The sequence below is a fragment of the Sphingomonas endophytica genome (assembly GCF_014199415.1).
In the GTDB taxonomy this organism is placed as follows: Bacteria; Pseudomonadota; Alphaproteobacteria; order Sphingomonadales; family Sphingomonadaceae; genus Sphingomonas; species Sphingomonas endophytica.
The window spans coordinates 1-17,091 of record NZ_JACIJN010000008.1; the positions used below are offsets into that span (position 1 = coordinate 1).

Sequence of the window (17,091 nt, forward strand, 5' to 3'; positions counted from 1 at the left end):
TGGCGCGTCCTGCGCCACCGTCGCCGCGGGGGAGAGGATCGTGGCAGAGGCGCACAGCGCCGCGATGATGCCCCGGCGCCGCGCGCTTGGCATGTTCACTCTCCCTGAGACGTATCGATGATCAGAACTTGAAGGCGGCGCCGAGATAGAAGCGGCGTCCCGAATAGACGTTCGAGATGAAGCGGTCCTTGGTGTCGTTGCCGAGATGCTGGCGCTGCTCGGACTTCGTCAGATTGATCACCGAGGCGGTAATCTGGACGTTCTTCATCACGTCGATCGCACCGTTCAGGTCGATCTGCTCGTACGGATCGTCGTAGATGTTAAGACCCGAGGATAGCCCGCGCACCACCTCGCCGCGGCGATTGTACGAGACACGCGCCAGCAGCGGGCCGCGTTCGTAGAACAGCGACGCGTTGACCTGCGTCTTGGCGCTGCCGACCAGCGGCGAGGTGCCGAGCTTCGTCCCGTTCAACGAGACGTCGGCTTGAGACGTGTCGTTGTAGGTGAAGTTGACCTGCGCGCCGAGCCCGAAGTCGAGCGTGTGCTGCGCATAGACCTCGACGCCCTGCGACACCGCCTTGGAGCCGTTCGCCTGGGTGCCATATTGCTGCACCGTGACCGTCTCGCCCGCGACCTCCTGCGGCAGATCGATCACGACCGGTACGATGAAGTCCTTCACGTCCTTGCGGAACAACGTGAAGCCCACCACCGAGCCGGGGTGGAAGTACCATTCCACGCCGGCGTCATACTGCCAGGCGTTGAACGGCTTGAGCGCGAAATTGCCGCCGCTGCCGAACCAGCCTGGCAGCGCGCCGAACTCGGCGCGGTCGAAGACGAACGCATCCGAGTTGAAGGTGAGCGAGCGCGCGCCGGCGAGATCGCCGTAACCCGGGCGCGCGATCACCTTCGACGCCGCGGCACGCAGCAGCAGGTTGGGCGTCGCTTCCCACGAAATGTTGAAGCTCGGGAGGAAGTCGGTGTAGCTTTTGCCCTCCTGGTTCGGGCTGAACACGCGCTGCTGCCGCTGCGCCTCGGGGATGACGAAGCAATTGCCGTCCTCGCCGATCGGCTTGTTCGGATCGAACGCGCCGCCGGGTCCGTTCTGGCAATATTCGTTCTCGTAGAACAGGGCGTCGGTCGAGGTGCCGTCCTGCTTGGTGTTGACGACGCGCAGGCCGATGTTGCCGCGGACCGTTTCCATCCTGAAGTTCGCCTGCGCGTAACCCGCCCAGATCCGCTCGCGGATGTTGTACACGTTCTGCGGCTCGGGCACGCGCACCGGGCCGGTGTAGGTCCGGTTCAGATAGTTGATGTAGTTACCGATGTTGATCGCAGGGAAGGCGCTGGTCTCAAATCCGCCGGCGATGTTGCCGAGCGAGTTGGGATAGAAGACCTCGGGCAGCGCCAGCGCGCCGCCGGGCGTGTCCTGGAAGCGCAGCGTGTTGGCGGAGTCCGAATACCATTCGAAACGGCCGGTCTCGCGGTGCACCCGGCCGTCGCGCCACTTCGCGCCGACCTGGATCGAGTCGAGGAACGGCGACTCGAAGGCGCGCTTCACGTCGACCTGCGCGTAACGCTGCGAGATCGAACTGTTGGTGAAGCCGGAACCGGTCGAGCCAAGATCGATCTGCGCCACGCCGTTGAGCATGTTCTGGATCACGTCGGGCGAAAAGTTCATCGCGATCGACTGATCGGTGAAGTTCCACGCGCTCAGCATATTGCCGTTGACGGTGCCGTTGCGCGGCTTGGCCTGGGCGAAGAACTGGAACGACGGCCCGCCGGTGGCGCGCGTCTTGCCGAAGACCGCATCGACGCTGAGGTGGTCGACGTTCCACTTGGCATGGACGTCATAGGTGTTCGACACGCTCTTCTCGCGCGCCAGCGTGTCCTGCGGCGCCGGCGTTTCCATCGTACAGGGATTGGTGTTGGCGCGGCACAGCGTGCCCTCGGGCGGCACCTGGAAGGTCGCGCCGGTCAGGACCGTCCCGCTCTTGTCGAAGGTCGCGTCGGTGAAGAAGTTGCCGTAGCCCCATTCCGGGATCTTGATCGTGCTGCTCGTGTAATTGCCGTCGAGCTGAAAGCGGAAGTAATTGGCGGTGATCTCGAGATTGTCGAACGGCTTCGCCTGCATCGTCGCCTGGATGCCGAGGCGCTTGCGCTTTTGGTCGAGGATCGATTCGCTGACGGATTGCGGCGCCCAATAGCCGCTGTAGCGCGTGCCGTCGCGCGTCTGCGTGCCGCCGTTGTCACCGCTGTTCCAGTAGGAGATCGCCGAATCGTTGGCGAAGGCCTTGCCGTTCACGTCGGTGGCGGGCTGTGCGCCCTTGTCGTCGGTCCACCATTGCCAGCTGCTGCCGTTGGCGCTCAGCGACCGGTTGGTCCGCACCTGATAGGTCGCGCCGACGAGGAAGCCGAGCGTCTTCTCCTCATTGTGCCACGAGAGCAGGCCCGAGACATTCGGTTCGGTCTTCTTGGTGACATCGGCATAGGTGCCTTCCGCCGAGATCGTGCCCGACCACGGCTCGAGATCGAACGGCACGCGCGTGTGGTTGATGATGACGCCGCCGACGCCGCCCTCGTCGAGGCGCGCCTCGGGCGACTTGAACACCTCGACGCTGCCGATCAGCGTCGACGGCAGCAGCAGATAATTGAACGAGCGCGACGGATCGCCGCTGTCCGCCGAGGCGATGAAGTTACCGTTGAGCTCGGTCAGCGTCAGGTCGGAACTGAGGCCGCGAATGCTGACGCGGCTGCCTTCGCCACCGTCGCGGTCGATGATCACGCCGGGAACGCGCTGGAGCGAGTCGGCGACGTTCTTGTCCGGGAACTTGCCGACGTCCTCGGCGGTGATCACGTCGACGAACGCATTGGCCTCGCGCTTCTGGTTCAGGCTCTGCTCGATCGAGCGGCGATAGCCCGTCACGACGATGTCGCCGGACTCCGTCGAGGCGGCGTCGGCGTCTGCGCCGATCTGCCCCGGGCTGCCGGTCGCGCTGTTCGCGGCCGGCGCAGCGGTGCCACCGGCGCCGCTGGATACTGCGCCGTCCTGCGCCGATTGCGGGCCCCGATCGGCCGCTTCTGCCTGCGCGCCGGCGGCGGTGGACGGGCTGGTTTGCTGCGCCTGTGCCGGGCCGACACCCGCGATAGCCAGGCTCGCTCCCGCCAGCAGCAGCGGCATCAGCCGGCGGCGTGGCGCGTACGACCGGACGCGATCAACGTGGATTCCCATCTTTGCATCCCTCCTCACGGGAGCGGATTTCATTGATCCGCTCTTCCCTTCGTCGATCGCGGCCGCGGGATCGCCATCGGCGTATCCCACTGATTGAGCAGCAATGACTTCCTGACTTGCCAATATCTAAAGCAAATTGTCAATTGAAAGCGTGCAGGGGCTGACGCGGCATCGTCGTGCCGGCCGCCCGGGTCGGAACTCACCCGATCGCCTTTTACAGCGCGCCGGGTTTCGGCGGCAGGAATTGGCTGAACGGCAGGATCGCCGCTCCCATCGCAGGGGCGTCCTCGGACAGCGCCGCCCGTTCCAGCCGCGCCATGGCCGGCGCGTCGATCGCCCGCGCACGCAGCGCGTTGCTGCACGCGATCGGACGTCTGATCCTCGCCGCCGGTCGTGGGAGGACGGCCGCCGCGCGACCGACGCCGAGCAGCCGCCCCGTCCGGAGTCGATCCAGCTCGATCAAGCCCGTGTGACCGCCCGACACGATCAGCGTCGCGGCGGCAGATGACCTGAAACTTCGCTTCCCCCGAGCGTTGAGCGAGCAACAATTCGAAAGGGAACGGCAATGGCTCGGCTCTACCGGCTGGTGATCGCGTGGTGCGTGGCCATCCTCGGCGGCTTCTTCGCGGTCGCCGGCGGCGTTCTCGTCTCACTGGGCGGTTCGGCTTATTATCTGGTCGCGGGGATCGTGATGGTGGTCAGCGGCGCGCTGCTGGGGCGTTCCCCCCGGCACGGGCGCTGGCTGTTCGTCGCGATCTGGGCCGGCACGCTGATCTGGGCGATCTGGGAGGTCGGGTTCGACGGCCTGCAACTCGTCCCGCGCCTCGTCGCGCCGACCGTTCTGCTGGGGCTGGTGCTGCTGAGCGGATGGTCGGCGCGCGCGTGGCGCTCGCCCGCGCGTGCCGCGCCGGTCGCCGTCGCGGTCCTGCTCGCACTCGGAGTCGGCGGCGTCGCCCTTCACGGCGCGCGGGGCGAGGCGCAGGGCGCAGCGCGCGCGGCGCTCCCGGCCGCGCCGACCGGAGAGGCGGATGCGGACTGGCGCGACTATGGCGGGACCTTGTCGGGGCGCCGCTATTCCGCGCTCGCCGACCTCACCCCGCAAAACGTCGGCCGGCTGAAGCTCGCCTGGACGCAGCGGACCGGCGATCTGCCGGTCGCGGCCGAGACGAAGGAGCACAAGCGCGAATATCACTCGGAAGCGACGCCGATCCATATCGACGACACGCTCTACACCTGCACGCCGCATTCCTTTGTGCAGGCGATCGACGCGACGACCGGCAGGACGAAGTGGAGCTGGCATGAGCGCGCGCCGATCCAGGGCAACAATTACCTCGTCTGTCGCGGCGTCACCTATTTCGAGGCGCCGGCGGGCACGCCATGCCCGCGCCGCATCTTCGCGCCGACCTTCAACGCGCGGCTGGTAGCGCTCGATGCCGATACAGGCCGGCCATGCCCGAGCTTCGCCAAGGGCGGCGCGATCGACCTGCGCGCCAACATGGGCACGTCGAAGCCGTCCGACCAGATCGGCACGACGCCGCCGATTGTCGTCAACGGTCGGCTGATCATCGGCGAACGGATCATCGACAACGTCAACCGCGACATTCCTTCGGGCGTGGTGCGTGCCTATGACCCGGTGTCGGGCGCGCCGGTCTGGGCGTGGGACGTCGGCCGCGCGCCGGATGCGATCGCGCCGCTGCCGGAGGGGCAGACCTATACACGCGGCACGCCCAACGTTTGGGGCGCGATCACCGCCGATGCCGCCAACGGCCTCGTCTATCTCGGCACCGGCAACGCATCGCCCGACTATTGGATCGGCTATCGTCGCCCGTTCGACGACCGGTTCGGCTCGTCGATCGTCGCGCTTGAGATCGCGACCGGGAAATTGCGCTGGACCCGGCAGCTCGTCCACCGCGACATGTGGGACATGGACTTGCCGATCGGTCCGTCGCTGTTCGACTATCGAGCGCCGGACGGCCGGGTCATCCCCGCGCTGATCCAGACGACCAAGATGGGGCAGGTGTTCTTCCTGAACCGCCTGACCGGTGCGCCACTTGCGGCAATAACCGAGAAGCCGGTGCGGACCGACGGCGCCACGCGCGGCGTGCGCGTCGCGCCGACGCAGCCCTTTTCGACCGGGATGCCGAGCTTCACGCCGCCCGCGCCGACCGAGGTCGCCACGTGGGGGGCGACGCCGATCGACCAGTTGTTCTGCCGTATCGACATCCGCCGCGCCGGGGGCACCGGCATCTACCAGCCGATGGGGCTGAAGCCGATCATCGGCCATCCCGCGTTCGACGGCGTGACCGATTGGGGCGGCGCCGCGGTCGATCCGGTCCGCGGCGTCATGACCGTCAACACCATGGAAATGCCGTTCAAGCTGTGGCTGATGCGCCGCGACGATCCGCGGGTCGCGGCGCTCATGAAGCAGAAGCAAGGCGGGGAGAACGCCATGCAGGCGCAGCTCCAGACGCAGTACAACACGCCCTATGTCGCGGTGGTCAAGGCATGGGTCGGGATCTTCGGCGCTCCCTGCGTGGCGCCGCCGTGGGGGCACCTGACCGCGGTCGATCTCGGCACGCGGCGCGTGCTCTGGAAGAAGGTGCTCGGCACCGCGCGCGATACCGGGCTTTTCGGCTCCCATCTGGGTGTACCGATCAAGACCGGCGTGCCCAATCTCGGCGGGTCGATCATCACCGCCGGCGGGCTGGCCTTTATCGGCGCCACCACCGACCAGTATCTGCGCGCCTTCGACCTCAATACCGGAGCGGTCGTCTGGAAGGCCCGCCTGCCGGCCGGCGCGCAGGCGACGCCGATGACCTATCGCGGGCGCGACGGGCGACAATATGTCGTCATCACGGCCGGAGGCCATGGCGCGCTCGGCACGCGCTACGGCGATTACACGCTGGCCTTCGCCTTGCCGAAGACGTGACGATCGCGCGCGGATCGATGTGCCGGACGCGCATCGATCCGCGCCTTTTTCATTCCCGTACCTCCGTCTCCGGAGAAAAGTCGGTCGTGGCGCGATCGGGCTTGTCGCCATGGCCGATGCCGATGTCGGACTGATCGCGGCGGACCGGGACGGCGGTGTTGACCACGACCGGCGAGGTATGGACGTCGGAATTGGGGACGAAGACCCGCCTGTCGTCACAGGTTTTCATAAGGGTCGCGCGGCTCTGGATGTGCTCGACCGTGCCCTCGGAATCCTTGACGACAATCTGGTCGCGCCACCGATACGGACGGTTGATGAGCGGGAGGATCCCCGCCGGCAGGTTCTGGAGGAGGTCCTTGGAGGCGAAGCCGATCGCGACCGATCCGATGCCGAGGCTGGAGATGATCGTCGCAGGCTTCCGGGGCGGGCGGCCCATCGCGCGACGACAAACCCGGGGCCGGGGACCGGCTGATGGGGCTCCATGGTCGCGAGAAGCGTCGCAACCTCGTGCAATGGTATCGATCAGGCCGGCAACAGCGTCGGCGGCTGTCCAATTTCATGATTGGCGCTAAAACGATCGCTATGCCGCCGCGCGATGATCGACCTGTCTCGTCCTTGCCGCTGCTTCGCAAGCGCAGCCGCACGCCGGTCTGGTTGGCGCTGTCGTGGCGGGTGCTGCTGGCGCTGGGGCTGATCGGGATTGCGCTCGCCGTTCACTGGTTCGATCGCGGCGGCCTTCGTGACAATAGCGACGGGCAGGTCAGCCTCATCGACGTCATCTATTTCACGATGATCACCGTCACCACGGTCGGCTATGGCGACATCGTGCCGGTGACCGATCGCGCCCGGCTGTTCGACACCTTCGTGGTGACGCCGGTGTGGCTGTTCGTCTGGCTGATATTCCTCGGCACGGCATATGATTTCCTGTTCAAGCGGGTGTGGGAGAAATGGCGCATGCGGGTGCTGCAACGCGATCTGTCCGGCCATGTCATCGTCGCGGGACATGGCGCCAGCGGCACCGAAGCGGTGGTCGAGCTGAAGCGGCGCGGGCGATCGGCCGACGCGATCGTCGTGATCGATCCGCAGGTCGATGCGCTCGAGCGCGCCGAGTGCGAGGGCACGGTCGTCCTGGCAGCGGATGCGACCCGCAACGCCACTTTGGAGGCGGTGCGGGTTGCCCGCGCCAGCGCGATGATCGTCGCGGCGGGGCGCGACGATACCTCGATCCTGATCGTCCTGACGGCGCGGCGTCTGGCACCCGATCTGCCGATCAGCGTCGTGATCCGGTCGGAGGACAATGAAGCGCTGGCGACCCAGGCGGGAGCGAATACCGTCATCAATCCGGCCAGCTTCGCGGGATTGCTGCTCGCCGGATCGACCACCGGGCCGCACCTCGCGGATTACATGATGGATCTGGCGGGCCTCCACGGTGCGGTTTCGCTCCACGAACGTCCCGTCGTGGCGAACGAGATCGGCAAGCCGCTTTCGGCGATCGCCACCGGGATGGGACTTCGGGTCTACCGTGGCGGGACGCGATACGGTTTCTGGCAGTCCGAGGTGCAGGCGCTGGAGCCGGGCGATCGCATCATCGAGGTCGTGCCGTTCGAACGTTGAGCCGTACCCGGCCGGAGCTTTTCGTCTGCCACGCGAAACGAACGCCTTCGGCATCCTCGCGTCACGGTCAGCCATCAATCTTCGCGGAACATCGCGCGCTGGGACTTGTCCAGCTCCTCGGCATAGCGTCGTCGGACATAGGATTCCGACAGGATTCCGAGGACCCTGCCGTCACCGGCGACAATGGCCATTTCGTCGGCCCCCGCCGCATCGAACGCCGTCATGACCGCCTTGATGCCCGCGTCGGGCTCCAGGACCTGCTCCCGATGGATGGCCAGCGTTCCGACCGCGTCTGACGGCGACGCGCCTTCGGCGAAGGCGCTGGCGGTCTGCACGATGCCGACGTAACGATCCTGATCGTCGATCACCACGACGCGGCTCGTCGATCCCAACGGGAAGAGCCGTCGAAACTCGGCGATCGTGATCCGGGCCGGCGTCGCCCGCTCGACCTTTCGCATCATCCGTCCGGCGGTCAGCGTGCGGACCCAGCCGACGTCACGGGCGCTCTTGATCGTCTCTCCGCGAAGATGAAGACGCCAGGTCGAGAAGGAATAGCCGAACGTCTCGCGCACGATCGTCGATGACACGAGCCCCGCGGCGATGGTCGCGCCGGCCAGCGAGAAATCGTGCGTGGCTTCGAGCACCAGCATCGCCATCGTCATCGGTCCCCCGACCACCGCGACGGCGAGCGCCGCCATCCCCACCAGCGCCGCATTGGTGGGGTCGACCAGCGAATGCCCTGCAAACCAGCCCAGTCCGCCCGCATACAGCTGACCGAGGAGACTGCCGAGGAAGAGCGACGCGAAGAAGAGCCCGCCGCGAAAGCCGAAGGCGAGCGATACGATCGAAGCCGCGCTTTTCAAAACGAGGATCGCCGCCAGGATCGTCAGCGGCACGCCATATTCGAGATCGATGTGGAGCGCGCCGTGGCCCGCCGAAAGGACCTGCGGCGTCATCCACGCCAGCGGAACCAGCAGCATTCCTCCGAGAACGGGGCGCAACGCGGCGCGGACCGGCACGCGGCGGCTCACTGTCTCGATCTCGGCCACGGCGCGCATCAGCAGGATGCCGATCACCGCGGCGACCGCGCCAAGGCCGGCATAGATCAGGTAATGGTGCGTCTCCACCTGTTCGCCGACGGTCGCGTGGACGATATACGGCTGCGCACCGAACGCCTGCGCCACGAGCACGCCGGATAGCGACGCCGCCGCGACGGGGGCGATCGCAGCGGGTGTATAGGCGCCGATGACGATCTCGAAGGCGTAGAACGCGCCGGCCAGCGGCGCACCGAACGCACCCGCGATCGCCGCGCCGGCACCGGCCCCGACGAGGACGCGAAGATCGGCACGTCTCAGCTTGAACCATCCGCCCGCGATCGACGCAACGAGCCCGCCAAGCTGGGCATAGGCGGCTTCCAGCCCGACCGACGCGCCGAAGCCATTGGAGATAATCGTCTGGCCGGAGATGACGAGACTGTCGCTCCACGACATGCGGCCGCCATGCAGGGCGTTGGCCTCGACTGCATCGACCATCTTCCGGGCGCGCGCCTTCGCGGCGTGCGAGAAGAGGGCGAGGATGACCCCACCCACCGGCAAGGCCAGCAGCGCCGGCAACGGGATCGCCGGCGTCGCGCTCAACCGCTGTCCGCTTGGCAGCGCGAAGAGCAGGTGCTGTATGGTCCGGGCGATCGCGCCTTGCACCACGCTCAGCAGACCGGCCGCCCCGCCGATCACCACCGCGAGGAGGATCAGCAACGCCTCGCTGCCCCGGACTCTTCGGCGCAACCATGCCGCCGCCAGTCGGAATGCTGTGACGTCCAGCGTCATGCCACCGTCATCCCGCAGATCAGGCCGCATGTCAGGCCGCGCCTTCATCGACATCGTAAAGGTGCGTCGCGCGTGAGACCAGGGCGCCAGCCCCACCGATCGTCCAGCGCGCGACCGAACCCGCCCACGTCGCAGCCGTCAAGCCGATCATGAGCAACGGTGCAAGGAGTCGGGAGCGGGGCAGGCGCATGATGCCCGTTAGGGCCAAGCTTGTGGCTGGGCTATCGTCTTGGTCGGCCGGGCTTCGCAGAGCATCCGTACCTGTCGCTGCGGCAGGCCGGGTCTGCTGCGCGTCAAAGTCAGCGTGCTTCCGTTCCGCTCCGCGGCGAGGCCGTTACAAGACCCGAAAAGGGAAGACTCATTGCCATTTAACCCGCTGAACCGTCGCCTTGCCATCGTCGCTGGACTGTCCGTTGTTGCCGGCTGCGTTCCGGCTGGTCGAAAGCCCCCGCCACCTGCGGCCGTCCCGATCACCGTGCAGACGACTCCGCCCGCCCGACCGGCGCCAACGCTCGCACGGCCGCAACTGCCGCCGCAGCCATCCGCCGGCCTGCTCAACACCGTGCAGGCATTGGGCGCGGGCTTCGATGGTCAGGTGGGCATCAGCGTTCGCGACATCGACGAAGGCTGGGCGGTCGCATGGGAAGGCGACGTCGCGCGCCCTCAGCAGAGCGTCAGCAAATTGTGGGTCGCGATCGGGGTCATGGACGCGGTCGATCGGAAGCGCCTGTCGCTTACCGATCCGGTGACCGTCACACGCGCCGATCTGACCGTCTTCCACCAACCGATCCGCGCGCTGGTCGGCAAGACGGGCTACAAGACCACGATCGCAGATCTGCTGCATGGTGCCATGACGCGCAGCGACAACACGGCCAACGACGTCCTCCTCTGGCGCGTCGGCGGTCCTGCCGCCATCAATCGCATGCTGAGCGACAAGGGGATCGACGGTGTCCGTTTCGGTCCCGGCGAGCGGCAGTTGCAGGCCCGTACCGCCGGGCTGGAGTGGCGGCCCGAGTGGGCTGGCGGGTGGGGCTTCCTGCAGGCGCGCGCCGCCATGACCTATGAAGCGCGCGACAAGGCGCTGCGTCGCTACGTCGCGGCCCCGATGGACGGTGCGTCCGCAAATGGCGTGACGCTCGGACTATCGTTGCTGGCACAGCGCAAATTGTTGGGCCCGCCATCGACCGCGTCGCTGCTGACGCTGATGCGATCCAGCAAGACCGGCCCGTTGCGCCTCAAGTCCGGCCTGCGCCCCGGATGGACGCTCGCGCACAAGACCGGCACGGGGCAGGACCTCGGCAAGGTGTCGACCGGCTATAATGACGTCGGATTGCTCGTTTCGCCGGACGGGCACCGTTATGCGCTCGCCGTGATGATCGCACGCACCCGCCAGCCGATAACGGTGCGGATGCGCCTGATGGGTGACGTGACGCGGGCCGTGATCGCCCAGGCCAGCCGCTAGTGCTGCAGGGCGAGGCGTAGCCTGCCGATGTCGTAGCGCAGCCACGCGTAGACCAGCGTGAAAGTCGGAGCTTTCAACGTGTTGGCGGCATCCGCAAAGGCCGAACCCTGATATCGCACGCCCGCTCCGGGGCAGACCCCGGCCAGTGCTCCCGCGAGGGAGGCGTCGTCGGCTCAAACCGAGGCGGGTCGATCCGACATCGCGAGGAACGTCGGGCGGTAAGGATAGCCGGTCTGACCCGGATGCCATTCCGCCCTTCACCATGGTCGATGCGACGATCGTGAAAGTCCGCCGTCGCGGTCAGCGCGCAGAAAAGGGACTCAGAGCCAGGCCATCGCTCGCGCCAAAGGCGGCATGACGACCAACATTCTCGCCCTCACCGATGCGCGGGGCAATCTAACGCGCTTCCGACTGAGGCCGGGACAGCGTTCCGACCGCGTCGAGGTGCCTGAGGGAGCCGCCCCGTGGCCCAGCCGCTTGCTGTCGCGCTGCGTCAAACTTGTTCCATATGATGACGGGTTGTGGGAAAGAATGGGAAACGGAAGGGGGGGAGTGGCAATGCCCGGGCGGCCATGCTGAACCGGCGCGAGCTGATCGCCGCCGCCGGCGGTGCCGCCGCGTTTCCGCTCGCCTCTTCAGGGCGGGCCGCGTCGAACGGCGCGGCGCCCGGCGGCCTGCTGGTCGATCTGCGCCAGCAGCCCGCCGGCATCATGCCGGAAGCGGTGCGGCTCAGCTGGGTCGCTCCGGCCGACGCGAAAGGCCTCCAGACCGGCTGGCAGGTTCAGGCCGCCACCTCGCGGCGTCGCCTGCTTGCCGGTCGGCCGGATCACGACACCGGCCGCAGGGCGGGTGATGCCGCCACCGGCGTCGCGCTGGCGGGTCCGCTGGTCACGCCTGGACCGCCGCCAACAAGAAGCTGATGCCTTATGGCAAGGGCGACGAGCATCCGCCGGCGGTCCTGCCCCTCGATCTGGGCGGCGGGCGCATCGCTATTTACGCGAGCGGCACCACCGACACCCTCGACAAGACGGGCGTGCCGCCGGCGGGAGTCGACGGCAAGGCGGTTGACGATATCCTGTACAAAAAAGGCGCGATACCCCAGTTTCTATACGCCGAAAATCCTCTATCCCGCGCAGCGTCATGCTCTGGTGGCGGCGTTCGTCGACGACAAGGGCGTGGTAATAGGGTGGCCATTCGTAGTTGGTGACGGCGTTCGTGTTTCCTTGCCCGAAAACGCCGCAGCCTTGTCCCTCGGATTCAATGATACGGTATTTTCCAGGAACGCGGGAAAGCTCAACGTAACCGTAGAAATGCCGGACTGAGGCGCAGAAGCGCGCTTCTTAACATCACTTCTTCGCAACATCATTGTTCATATTTATCGTAGATCAGGGTGATCCGCGAAAAGCTGAGCGTTCATAGGTCGAGCGCCAATATCCCGCCTCCTGTGCGAAGCTGACGCAGCGGGCGATCAGTGCATCGCCGATCTCCGGGCGGCGGGCGACGTGTTCGACATGCAGGAGCCGCAGCCGCGCGACATCCTCGCCTTCGTCGGTGACGAACACCGCCCCCGCCATGACACCGTCGATCTCGGCAACCCAGCATTGCTCGCGGTTCGGATTCAAGTCGCGCAGGAACGCCGCCGTCACCTCGTTCTCGATCGTCTCCAGTTCGCAGCCCCAGCCGTGGCTCTCGGCATAGAGCAGGGACTGGTGTGCAGCGATCGCCCTTTTTCATCTATACCGAGAGCTTCCTGCCGATAGGCGGGGGTGAAAAGGCCGCCCGACGCGGCGACACTGGTGACGCTCACCGGCTTTCACATCAACAAGCCTCGACAGGTGCTCAATGCGCTGCAACCGTAATTCGACGTCAGTCGCGACATTCTACGCCTACGATCACCATGGCCTATCGCATCGTCGTCTCGATAACCGGTGTGACGATCGTGATCCTCAGCGTCACGCGCCTCGATCTGGCCGAAGAAGCGCGCCGCGCATCATCGGGCAAAGCGGTGACGCACCCGATCTCGGGGGCAGCCGCCAGCTTCGTCATGCATCCGCCCGCCACCGCGACGGTACGATCCCGTGCGAGCGGCGGAAGGAGGCGGCGAACTTGCTGGCATTGGCATAGCCAACCCTGCTCGCCACCTGCGTCACCGGCAGACCGGCAGCGAGCAGCCGGGCCGCTTCTTCCATGCGGCACCGGGTCAGCCAGGCGAAAGGTGCAAGGCCGGTGCGCGCACCAAGCGCGCGGGAGAAACCGCTCGGATCCATACCCGCCGCCGCTGCGAGTTCGGCAACCGACAGATCGTCACCGAGCCGCCCCCGGACCTGTTCGACCAGCCGATCATATCGGGCCTGCGATAAGGGGCGGATGGTCGGTCGAGCGGGCAGCGTACCGTGGAGCGCGTTCAGTCGGTTCAGTACCAGCGCGATGCCGTGTTCGAAAAAGGCGGTCTCGGTGCCGTGCGCATCCGCCTCGTGATGCAAGGCGGTCAGCACCGAGACGATCAGCGCGTCGTCATGGAACCGGCTTGCCAGGTCATGAAGTCGATCGATCTCGATCGCCGTCGCCAGGATCGCGGTGTTCGGCACGATCGCGAGACCGATCATCTCGGCGGCGCCACAGGCGGCATGGCCCTGGCAATCCGGTGGCGTGATCGTCAGGGTGCCGCGACGCCACACACCCTCCAGTCGCGTCGTGCCGGCCCTTTGCACCAGTCGGGTTCCCGCGCCGACGCAAAGCCCGATCCGGAGATGCGGACCATTTTCGATCGGCCCTTCGAACCCGGAATAGCGGGCATGAACGAGCAGACCGCTCTGGCTCTGCAACCGATGGGTCGCGCCGCCGGAGCCGACATGCCGTGCGATCACAGCCTGTTCGGCTAGTGCGGCAGCGATAAATCCCGGATCGGAGCGGTCGGTCGCGGATTGGAGCTGCGTGACGAGCATGAGACCTTATACCATGCGAGTAACTCGCAATAAAGCCGCGCTGCCCAGCGCCGATGGGGGATCATGCGTTTTCTGTCACTTCGCGCCGCCTCGCTATTTGCCATCACCTGTTCGCTGGCGGTGGCCGCTCAGGCCCAGGAAGCGCCATCTGCTTCGGAGCCGTCGACCGATATCGTCGTCACCGGCACGCGCCGGGATACGAAGCTGCAGGATACAGACGTGTCGGTAACGGTCCTCGACCGCAAGACGCTGGACGAGGCACGCATCCGCGACGTCCGCCAGCTCGACGCGGCCGTGCCCAATGTCCAGTTCAACGAGAGCGGTCAGCTCGGCAGCACCTTCATCTCGATCCGCGGGATCGAATCCAACCCGTTCATCGTCAACCGCGCGGCGGTCTATATCGACGGCATCCCGTTTCGCGAGCTGTCCAACGCCGTGCTGAACCAGGTGGAATCGATCGAGGTGCTGCGCGGGCCGCAGGCGACGCTCTATGGCGCGAACAGCGAATCCGGCCTGATCGTCATCAACACGCGCGCGCCGACCGACCATGTGGTGGCGGAGGCGCGCGGCACGGGCACTACCTATCGCGGCGGGATCAACGGCGCGGTGGACGGCTTTCTCGGCGGCCCGCTCGGCGAGGGGCTGGCGGGGTCGGTGGCGTGGAAAGCGGCGCAGGGCGACAGCTTCCTGCCCAACCGCCAGCCCGGCCGGCCCGGCGGCGCGCTCCGCGAGCTGTTCCTGCAGGGCCGCCTGCGCTGGCATCCCGTCGAGGCGCTGACTGTCAACGGCACCGCGTACATCCTCGACAAACATGCGCCGGGCATCTTCGACCAGCAATATGTCCCGCGCGATATCGACCTCTACAACCGCAGCTATGCCGACAGCTTCAACGGCGGACGGCGGATCGGGCGGTTCGATTATCTGGAGGATGCCCCAAAGCTGACCGACCAGCGCGAGATCGTGTCCGGCCTGTCCGCCAGTTATGATCCGGGCTATGGCACGATCGATCTGACGCTATCCTATCGTCACTTCCAAAGCGATGCCAAGGGGCTGGACTTCGACTTCACCGCGCTGCCGACCGTCGCCGGTCGGGACGCCAAGAAGCGCGATTTCTATAACGCCGAGCTGCGCTTCGCCTCGCCCGCGAGCGAACCGTTCAACTATATTCTCGGCGTCACCCATTATCGCGAGGACCACGACCGCTTCCTCGCGACCTTCGTGGGGGCGGGCACGCTCGCCAGCTATCGACCCGCGCCGAACCAATATGCGCACGCCCGCGACTGGGGCGTGTTCGGCTCGGCCAATTGGTCGCCTGTATTCCTGCCCGAACTGACGCTGGGCGCCGGCATCCGCTACGATCACGCCCGTCGCACCGCCAGGCAGAGCGCGGGGCAACTCGACCTGGGTGGCGGCAGCCTGTTCGTCTATCGCGACGCCGAACTGGGCGGCGACTTCGGTGCGGTGCTGCCGCGCTTCTCGATCCGCTACAAGGCGTCGCCGCAGCTCACCTTCTACGCCAATGCGGCGAAGGGCTATATTCCCGGCGGCTTCAACCTGACGGCGGCGCAGGCCGATCTGCCCGATGATATCCTGCGCTTCGCGTCGGAGACGATGTGGAGCCGCGAGGGCGGGTTCAAATGGCGCTCAGCGGACGGCAAGCTGCGGCTGACGGGCGCGGGCTTCTATATCCGATCGAACAATTGGCAGGAGATCCAGGTCGCCGCCGACGCCAATGGCCGGATCATCTCGTCGGACTATATCGGCGCGAACGCCTCGATCGAGAGCAAGGGCTTTGAGTTGGAAGCCGCGGCCGATCCGGTGCGCGGGCTGACGCTGACCGCCAATCTCGGCTATTCGGACGCGCGCTACCGCAACCTTCAGGTCAATGCCACCACCAACGTGCGCGGGCGGCGCGTCAAGCTGGTGCCCGCCTATGATGGCTATCTCGCCGCGCGCTACCAGCTGCCCGGCGGCCTGTTCGTGCGCGGCGACGTATCGCTGACCGGCAAGGAGTCGCTCGAAAGCCTCGGGCAGGCGGTGCAGGGCGCGACGCAGACGGTTGGATTGCAGGCGGGCTATGAAGGACCGCGCTGGTCGGCGCGCGCCTTTGTCGAGAACCTCACCGATGTGCGCCGCGCCTCCGGGCTCGCCTTCCGCAACCTTGCGTTCGGCAACGACGGCAATTGGTATGCGCCGGTCGGACGTGGGCGACAGGCGGGCGTCGAATTGGGGTGGAAGCTATGACCGCGATCACCGCGCAACTCTCCCCGCAACTTTCCGGCGTGCCGGAGACCCTGTTGATCACGCTCGCCGCGCGGCTGGTGGCGACGCGGGACAATCCCGATTTGGGCTTCGTCGATCCGGCGGCGCAGGCAGTGGGCGACGCGCTCGCCTTCGACCCCGGCCGCTTCGCCGGTGACCGGGCCAGTATGCGCGGATCGATCGTCCGCTCGCTGTGGTTCGATGGCGTCGCACGGCAGTTCGTGGCGGATTGTCCGCAGGGTCTGGTCGTCTCGATCGGTTCCGGGCTCGACACCCGCGCCAACCGGATCGCACCACCGCCGGGTATCACGTGGGTCGACCTCGACTTTCCCGAGGTCATCGCCTTGCGTGAGGCGCTGGTGCCTTCGCTGCCCAATGTACGCCATCTCGCCGGTGACGGCACCGAGGTGGCGGCATGGGTGAAGCAATTGGACTGGGAGCAAGGCAGGCCGCTTCTGGTGCTGGCCGAAGGCGTCTCCATGTATCTCGATCCGGGCAGGGGAGAGGCGTGGGTCCGCGATCTGGTGGACGAGGCCCGACGCCGCGCATCGCCGCTGACCTTCGCGCTCGACCTCGCCTCGCCGCTGATGGCGCGGCATGGACGCCGCAATCCCAGCGTCGGCAAGACGAGCGCTTCCTTTTCGTGGGGCGTCAGGAGCCCGGCCGATCTGACCCGGATCGCGCCAGGACTTGCGCTGATCACGGCCTATGATGTCGCCGGCCGATCCGGGACCATGTCGTATATCATCAGCAATCTGTACAGATTGATCACCGGGCGGCCGGTATATAGCTGCGCGTTGTTCACAGCCGCCGCGCCGTAGAGG

General features: G+C 66.7%; 12 protein-coding genes. 7 read left to right on the forward strand and 5 right to left on the reverse strand.

The features are described from left to right. Positions 1-121: 121 nt before the first annotated feature. The gene (locus FHS97_RS12145) at positions 122-3,229 is read right to left on the reverse strand and encodes a TonB-dependent receptor (RefSeq protein WP_246346639.1); all 3,108 of its coding nucleotides are present in this window, start codon (positions 3,227-3,229) and stop codon (positions 122-124) included. A 565-nt stretch (positions 3,230-3,794) separates the two neighbouring features. On the opposite strand from FHS97_RS12145, the gene FHS97_RS12155 reads away from it, so the two are divergent. After that, positions 3,795-6,158: a membrane-bound PQQ-dependent dehydrogenase, glucose/quinate/shikimate family gene (locus FHS97_RS12155; RefSeq protein WP_184038022.1), complete on the forward strand. Its 2,364-nt coding sequence runs from the start codon at positions 3,795-3,797 to the stop codon at positions 6,156-6,158. A gap of 49 nt (positions 6,159-6,207) precedes the next feature. On the opposite strand, the gene FHS97_RS12160 is transcribed toward FHS97_RS12155, so the two are convergent. Continuing rightward, on the reverse strand, positions 6,208-6,594 hold the full coding sequence (locus FHS97_RS12160) for a mechanosensitive ion channel family protein (protein ID WP_184038025.1): 387 nt from the start codon (positions 6,592-6,594) through the stop codon (positions 6,208-6,210). Between the two features lie 146 nt (positions 6,595-6,740). Between FHS97_RS12160 and FHS97_RS12165 the strand changes: the two genes are divergently transcribed. Then, positions 6,741-7,772, forward strand: a complete 1,032-nt coding sequence (locus FHS97_RS12165) for a potassium channel family protein (protein ID WP_184038028.1) — start codon at positions 6,741-6,743, stop codon at positions 7,770-7,772. Between the two features lie 74 nt (positions 7,773-7,846). Here FHS97_RS12165 and FHS97_RS12170 read toward each other — a convergent pair whose 3' ends face one another. After that, on the reverse strand, positions 7,847-9,598 hold the full coding sequence (locus FHS97_RS12170; protein ID WP_184038477.1) for a chloride channel protein: 1,752 nt from the start codon (positions 9,596-9,598) through the stop codon (positions 7,847-7,849). 361 nt (positions 9,599-9,959) lie between these two features. Between FHS97_RS12170 and FHS97_RS12175 the strand changes: the two genes are divergently transcribed. The 3 genes from FHS97_RS12175 (at position 9,960) to FHS97_RS12185 (ending at position 12,267) form a co-directional block, all read left to right on the forward strand. Next, positions 9,960-11,060, forward strand: coding sequence for a serine hydrolase (locus FHS97_RS12175; RefSeq protein ID WP_246346640.1), 1,101 nt, complete (start codon positions 9,960-9,962; stop codon positions 11,058-11,060). A gap of 572 nt (positions 11,061-11,632) precedes the next feature. Further along, complete coding sequence (locus tag FHS97_RS12180) at positions 11,633-11,980, forward strand: glycoside hydrolase family 78 protein (RefSeq protein WP_184038033.1); 348 nt, start codon at positions 11,633-11,635, stop codon at positions 11,978-11,980. Continuing rightward, positions 11,980-12,267 (forward strand): hypothetical protein, encoded by a 288-nt coding sequence (locus FHS97_RS12185; RefSeq protein WP_184038036.1) that lies wholly within the window; start codon positions 11,980-11,982, stop codon positions 12,265-12,267. Before FHS97_RS12180 ends, FHS97_RS12185 begins: the two co-directional genes overlap by 1 nt. A gap of 178 nt (positions 12,268-12,445) precedes the next feature. On the opposite strand, the gene FHS97_RS12190 is transcribed toward FHS97_RS12185, so the two are convergent. Together FHS97_RS12190 and FHS97_RS12195 are read right to left on the reverse strand one after the other, a co-directional pair. Then, on the reverse strand, positions 12,446-12,706 hold the full coding sequence (locus FHS97_RS12190) for a GNAT family N-acetyltransferase (RefSeq protein ID WP_425506312.1): 261 nt from the start codon (positions 12,704-12,706) through the stop codon (positions 12,446-12,448). 396 nt (positions 12,707-13,102) lie between these two features. After that, positions 13,103-14,005: a helix-turn-helix transcriptional regulator gene (locus FHS97_RS12195; protein WP_184038039.1), complete on the reverse strand. Its 903-nt coding sequence runs from the start codon at positions 14,003-14,005 to the stop codon at positions 13,103-13,105. 63 nt (positions 14,006-14,068) lie between these two features. On the opposite strand from FHS97_RS12195, the gene FHS97_RS12200 reads away from it, so the two are divergent. Together FHS97_RS12200 and FHS97_RS12205 are read left to right on the forward strand one after the other, a co-directional pair. Beyond that, the gene (locus FHS97_RS12200) at positions 14,069-16,249 is read left to right on the forward strand and encodes a TonB-dependent receptor (protein WP_184038042.1); all 2,181 of its coding nucleotides are present in this window, start codon (positions 14,069-14,071) and stop codon (positions 16,247-16,249) included. Beyond that, positions 16,246-17,088, forward strand: a complete 843-nt coding sequence (locus FHS97_RS12205) for a class I SAM-dependent methyltransferase (RefSeq protein ID WP_184038047.1) — start codon at positions 16,246-16,248, stop codon at positions 17,086-17,088. Before FHS97_RS12200 ends, FHS97_RS12205 begins: the two co-directional genes overlap by 4 nt. The last annotated feature ends 3 nt before the right edge of the window (positions 17,089-17,091 follow it).

Bases quoted from the DNA above. Each gene is read 5' to 3' on its own strand.
- FHS97_RS12145 (WP_246346639.1), bottom strand. From the start codon at position 3,229: ATGGGAATCCACGTTGATCGCGTCCGGTCGTACGCGCCACGCCGCCGG.
- FHS97_RS12155 (WP_184038022.1), top strand. From the start codon at position 3,795: ATGGCTCGGCTCTACCGGCTGGTGATCGCGTGGTGCGTGGCCATCCTC.
- FHS97_RS12160 (WP_184038025.1), bottom strand. From the start codon at position 6,594: ATGGGCCGCCCGCCCCGGAAGCCTGCGACGATCATCTCCAGCCTCGGC.
- FHS97_RS12165 (WP_184038028.1), top strand. From the start codon at position 6,741: ATGCCGCCGCGCGATGATCGACCTGTCTCGTCCTTGCCGCTGCTTCGC.
- FHS97_RS12170 (WP_184038477.1), bottom strand. From the start codon at position 9,598: ATGACGCTGGACGTCACAGCATTCCGACTGGCGGCGGCATGGTTGCGC.
- FHS97_RS12180 (WP_184038033.1), top strand. From the start codon at position 11,633: ATGCTGAACCGGCGCGAGCTGATCGCCGCCGCCGGCGGTGCCGCCGCG.
- FHS97_RS12185 (WP_184038036.1), top strand. From the start codon at position 11,980: ATGCCTTATGGCAAGGGCGACGAGCATCCGCCGGCGGTCCTGCCCCTC.
- FHS97_RS12195 (WP_184038039.1), bottom strand. From the start codon at position 14,005: ATGCTCGTCACGCAGCTCCAATCCGCGACCGACCGCTCCGATCCGGGA.
- FHS97_RS12200 (WP_184038042.1), top strand. From the start codon at position 14,069: ATGCGTTTTCTGTCACTTCGCGCCGCCTCGCTATTTGCCATCACCTGT.
- FHS97_RS12205 (WP_184038047.1), top strand. From the start codon at position 16,246: ATGACCGCGATCACCGCGCAACTCTCCCCGCAACTTTCCGGCGTGCCG.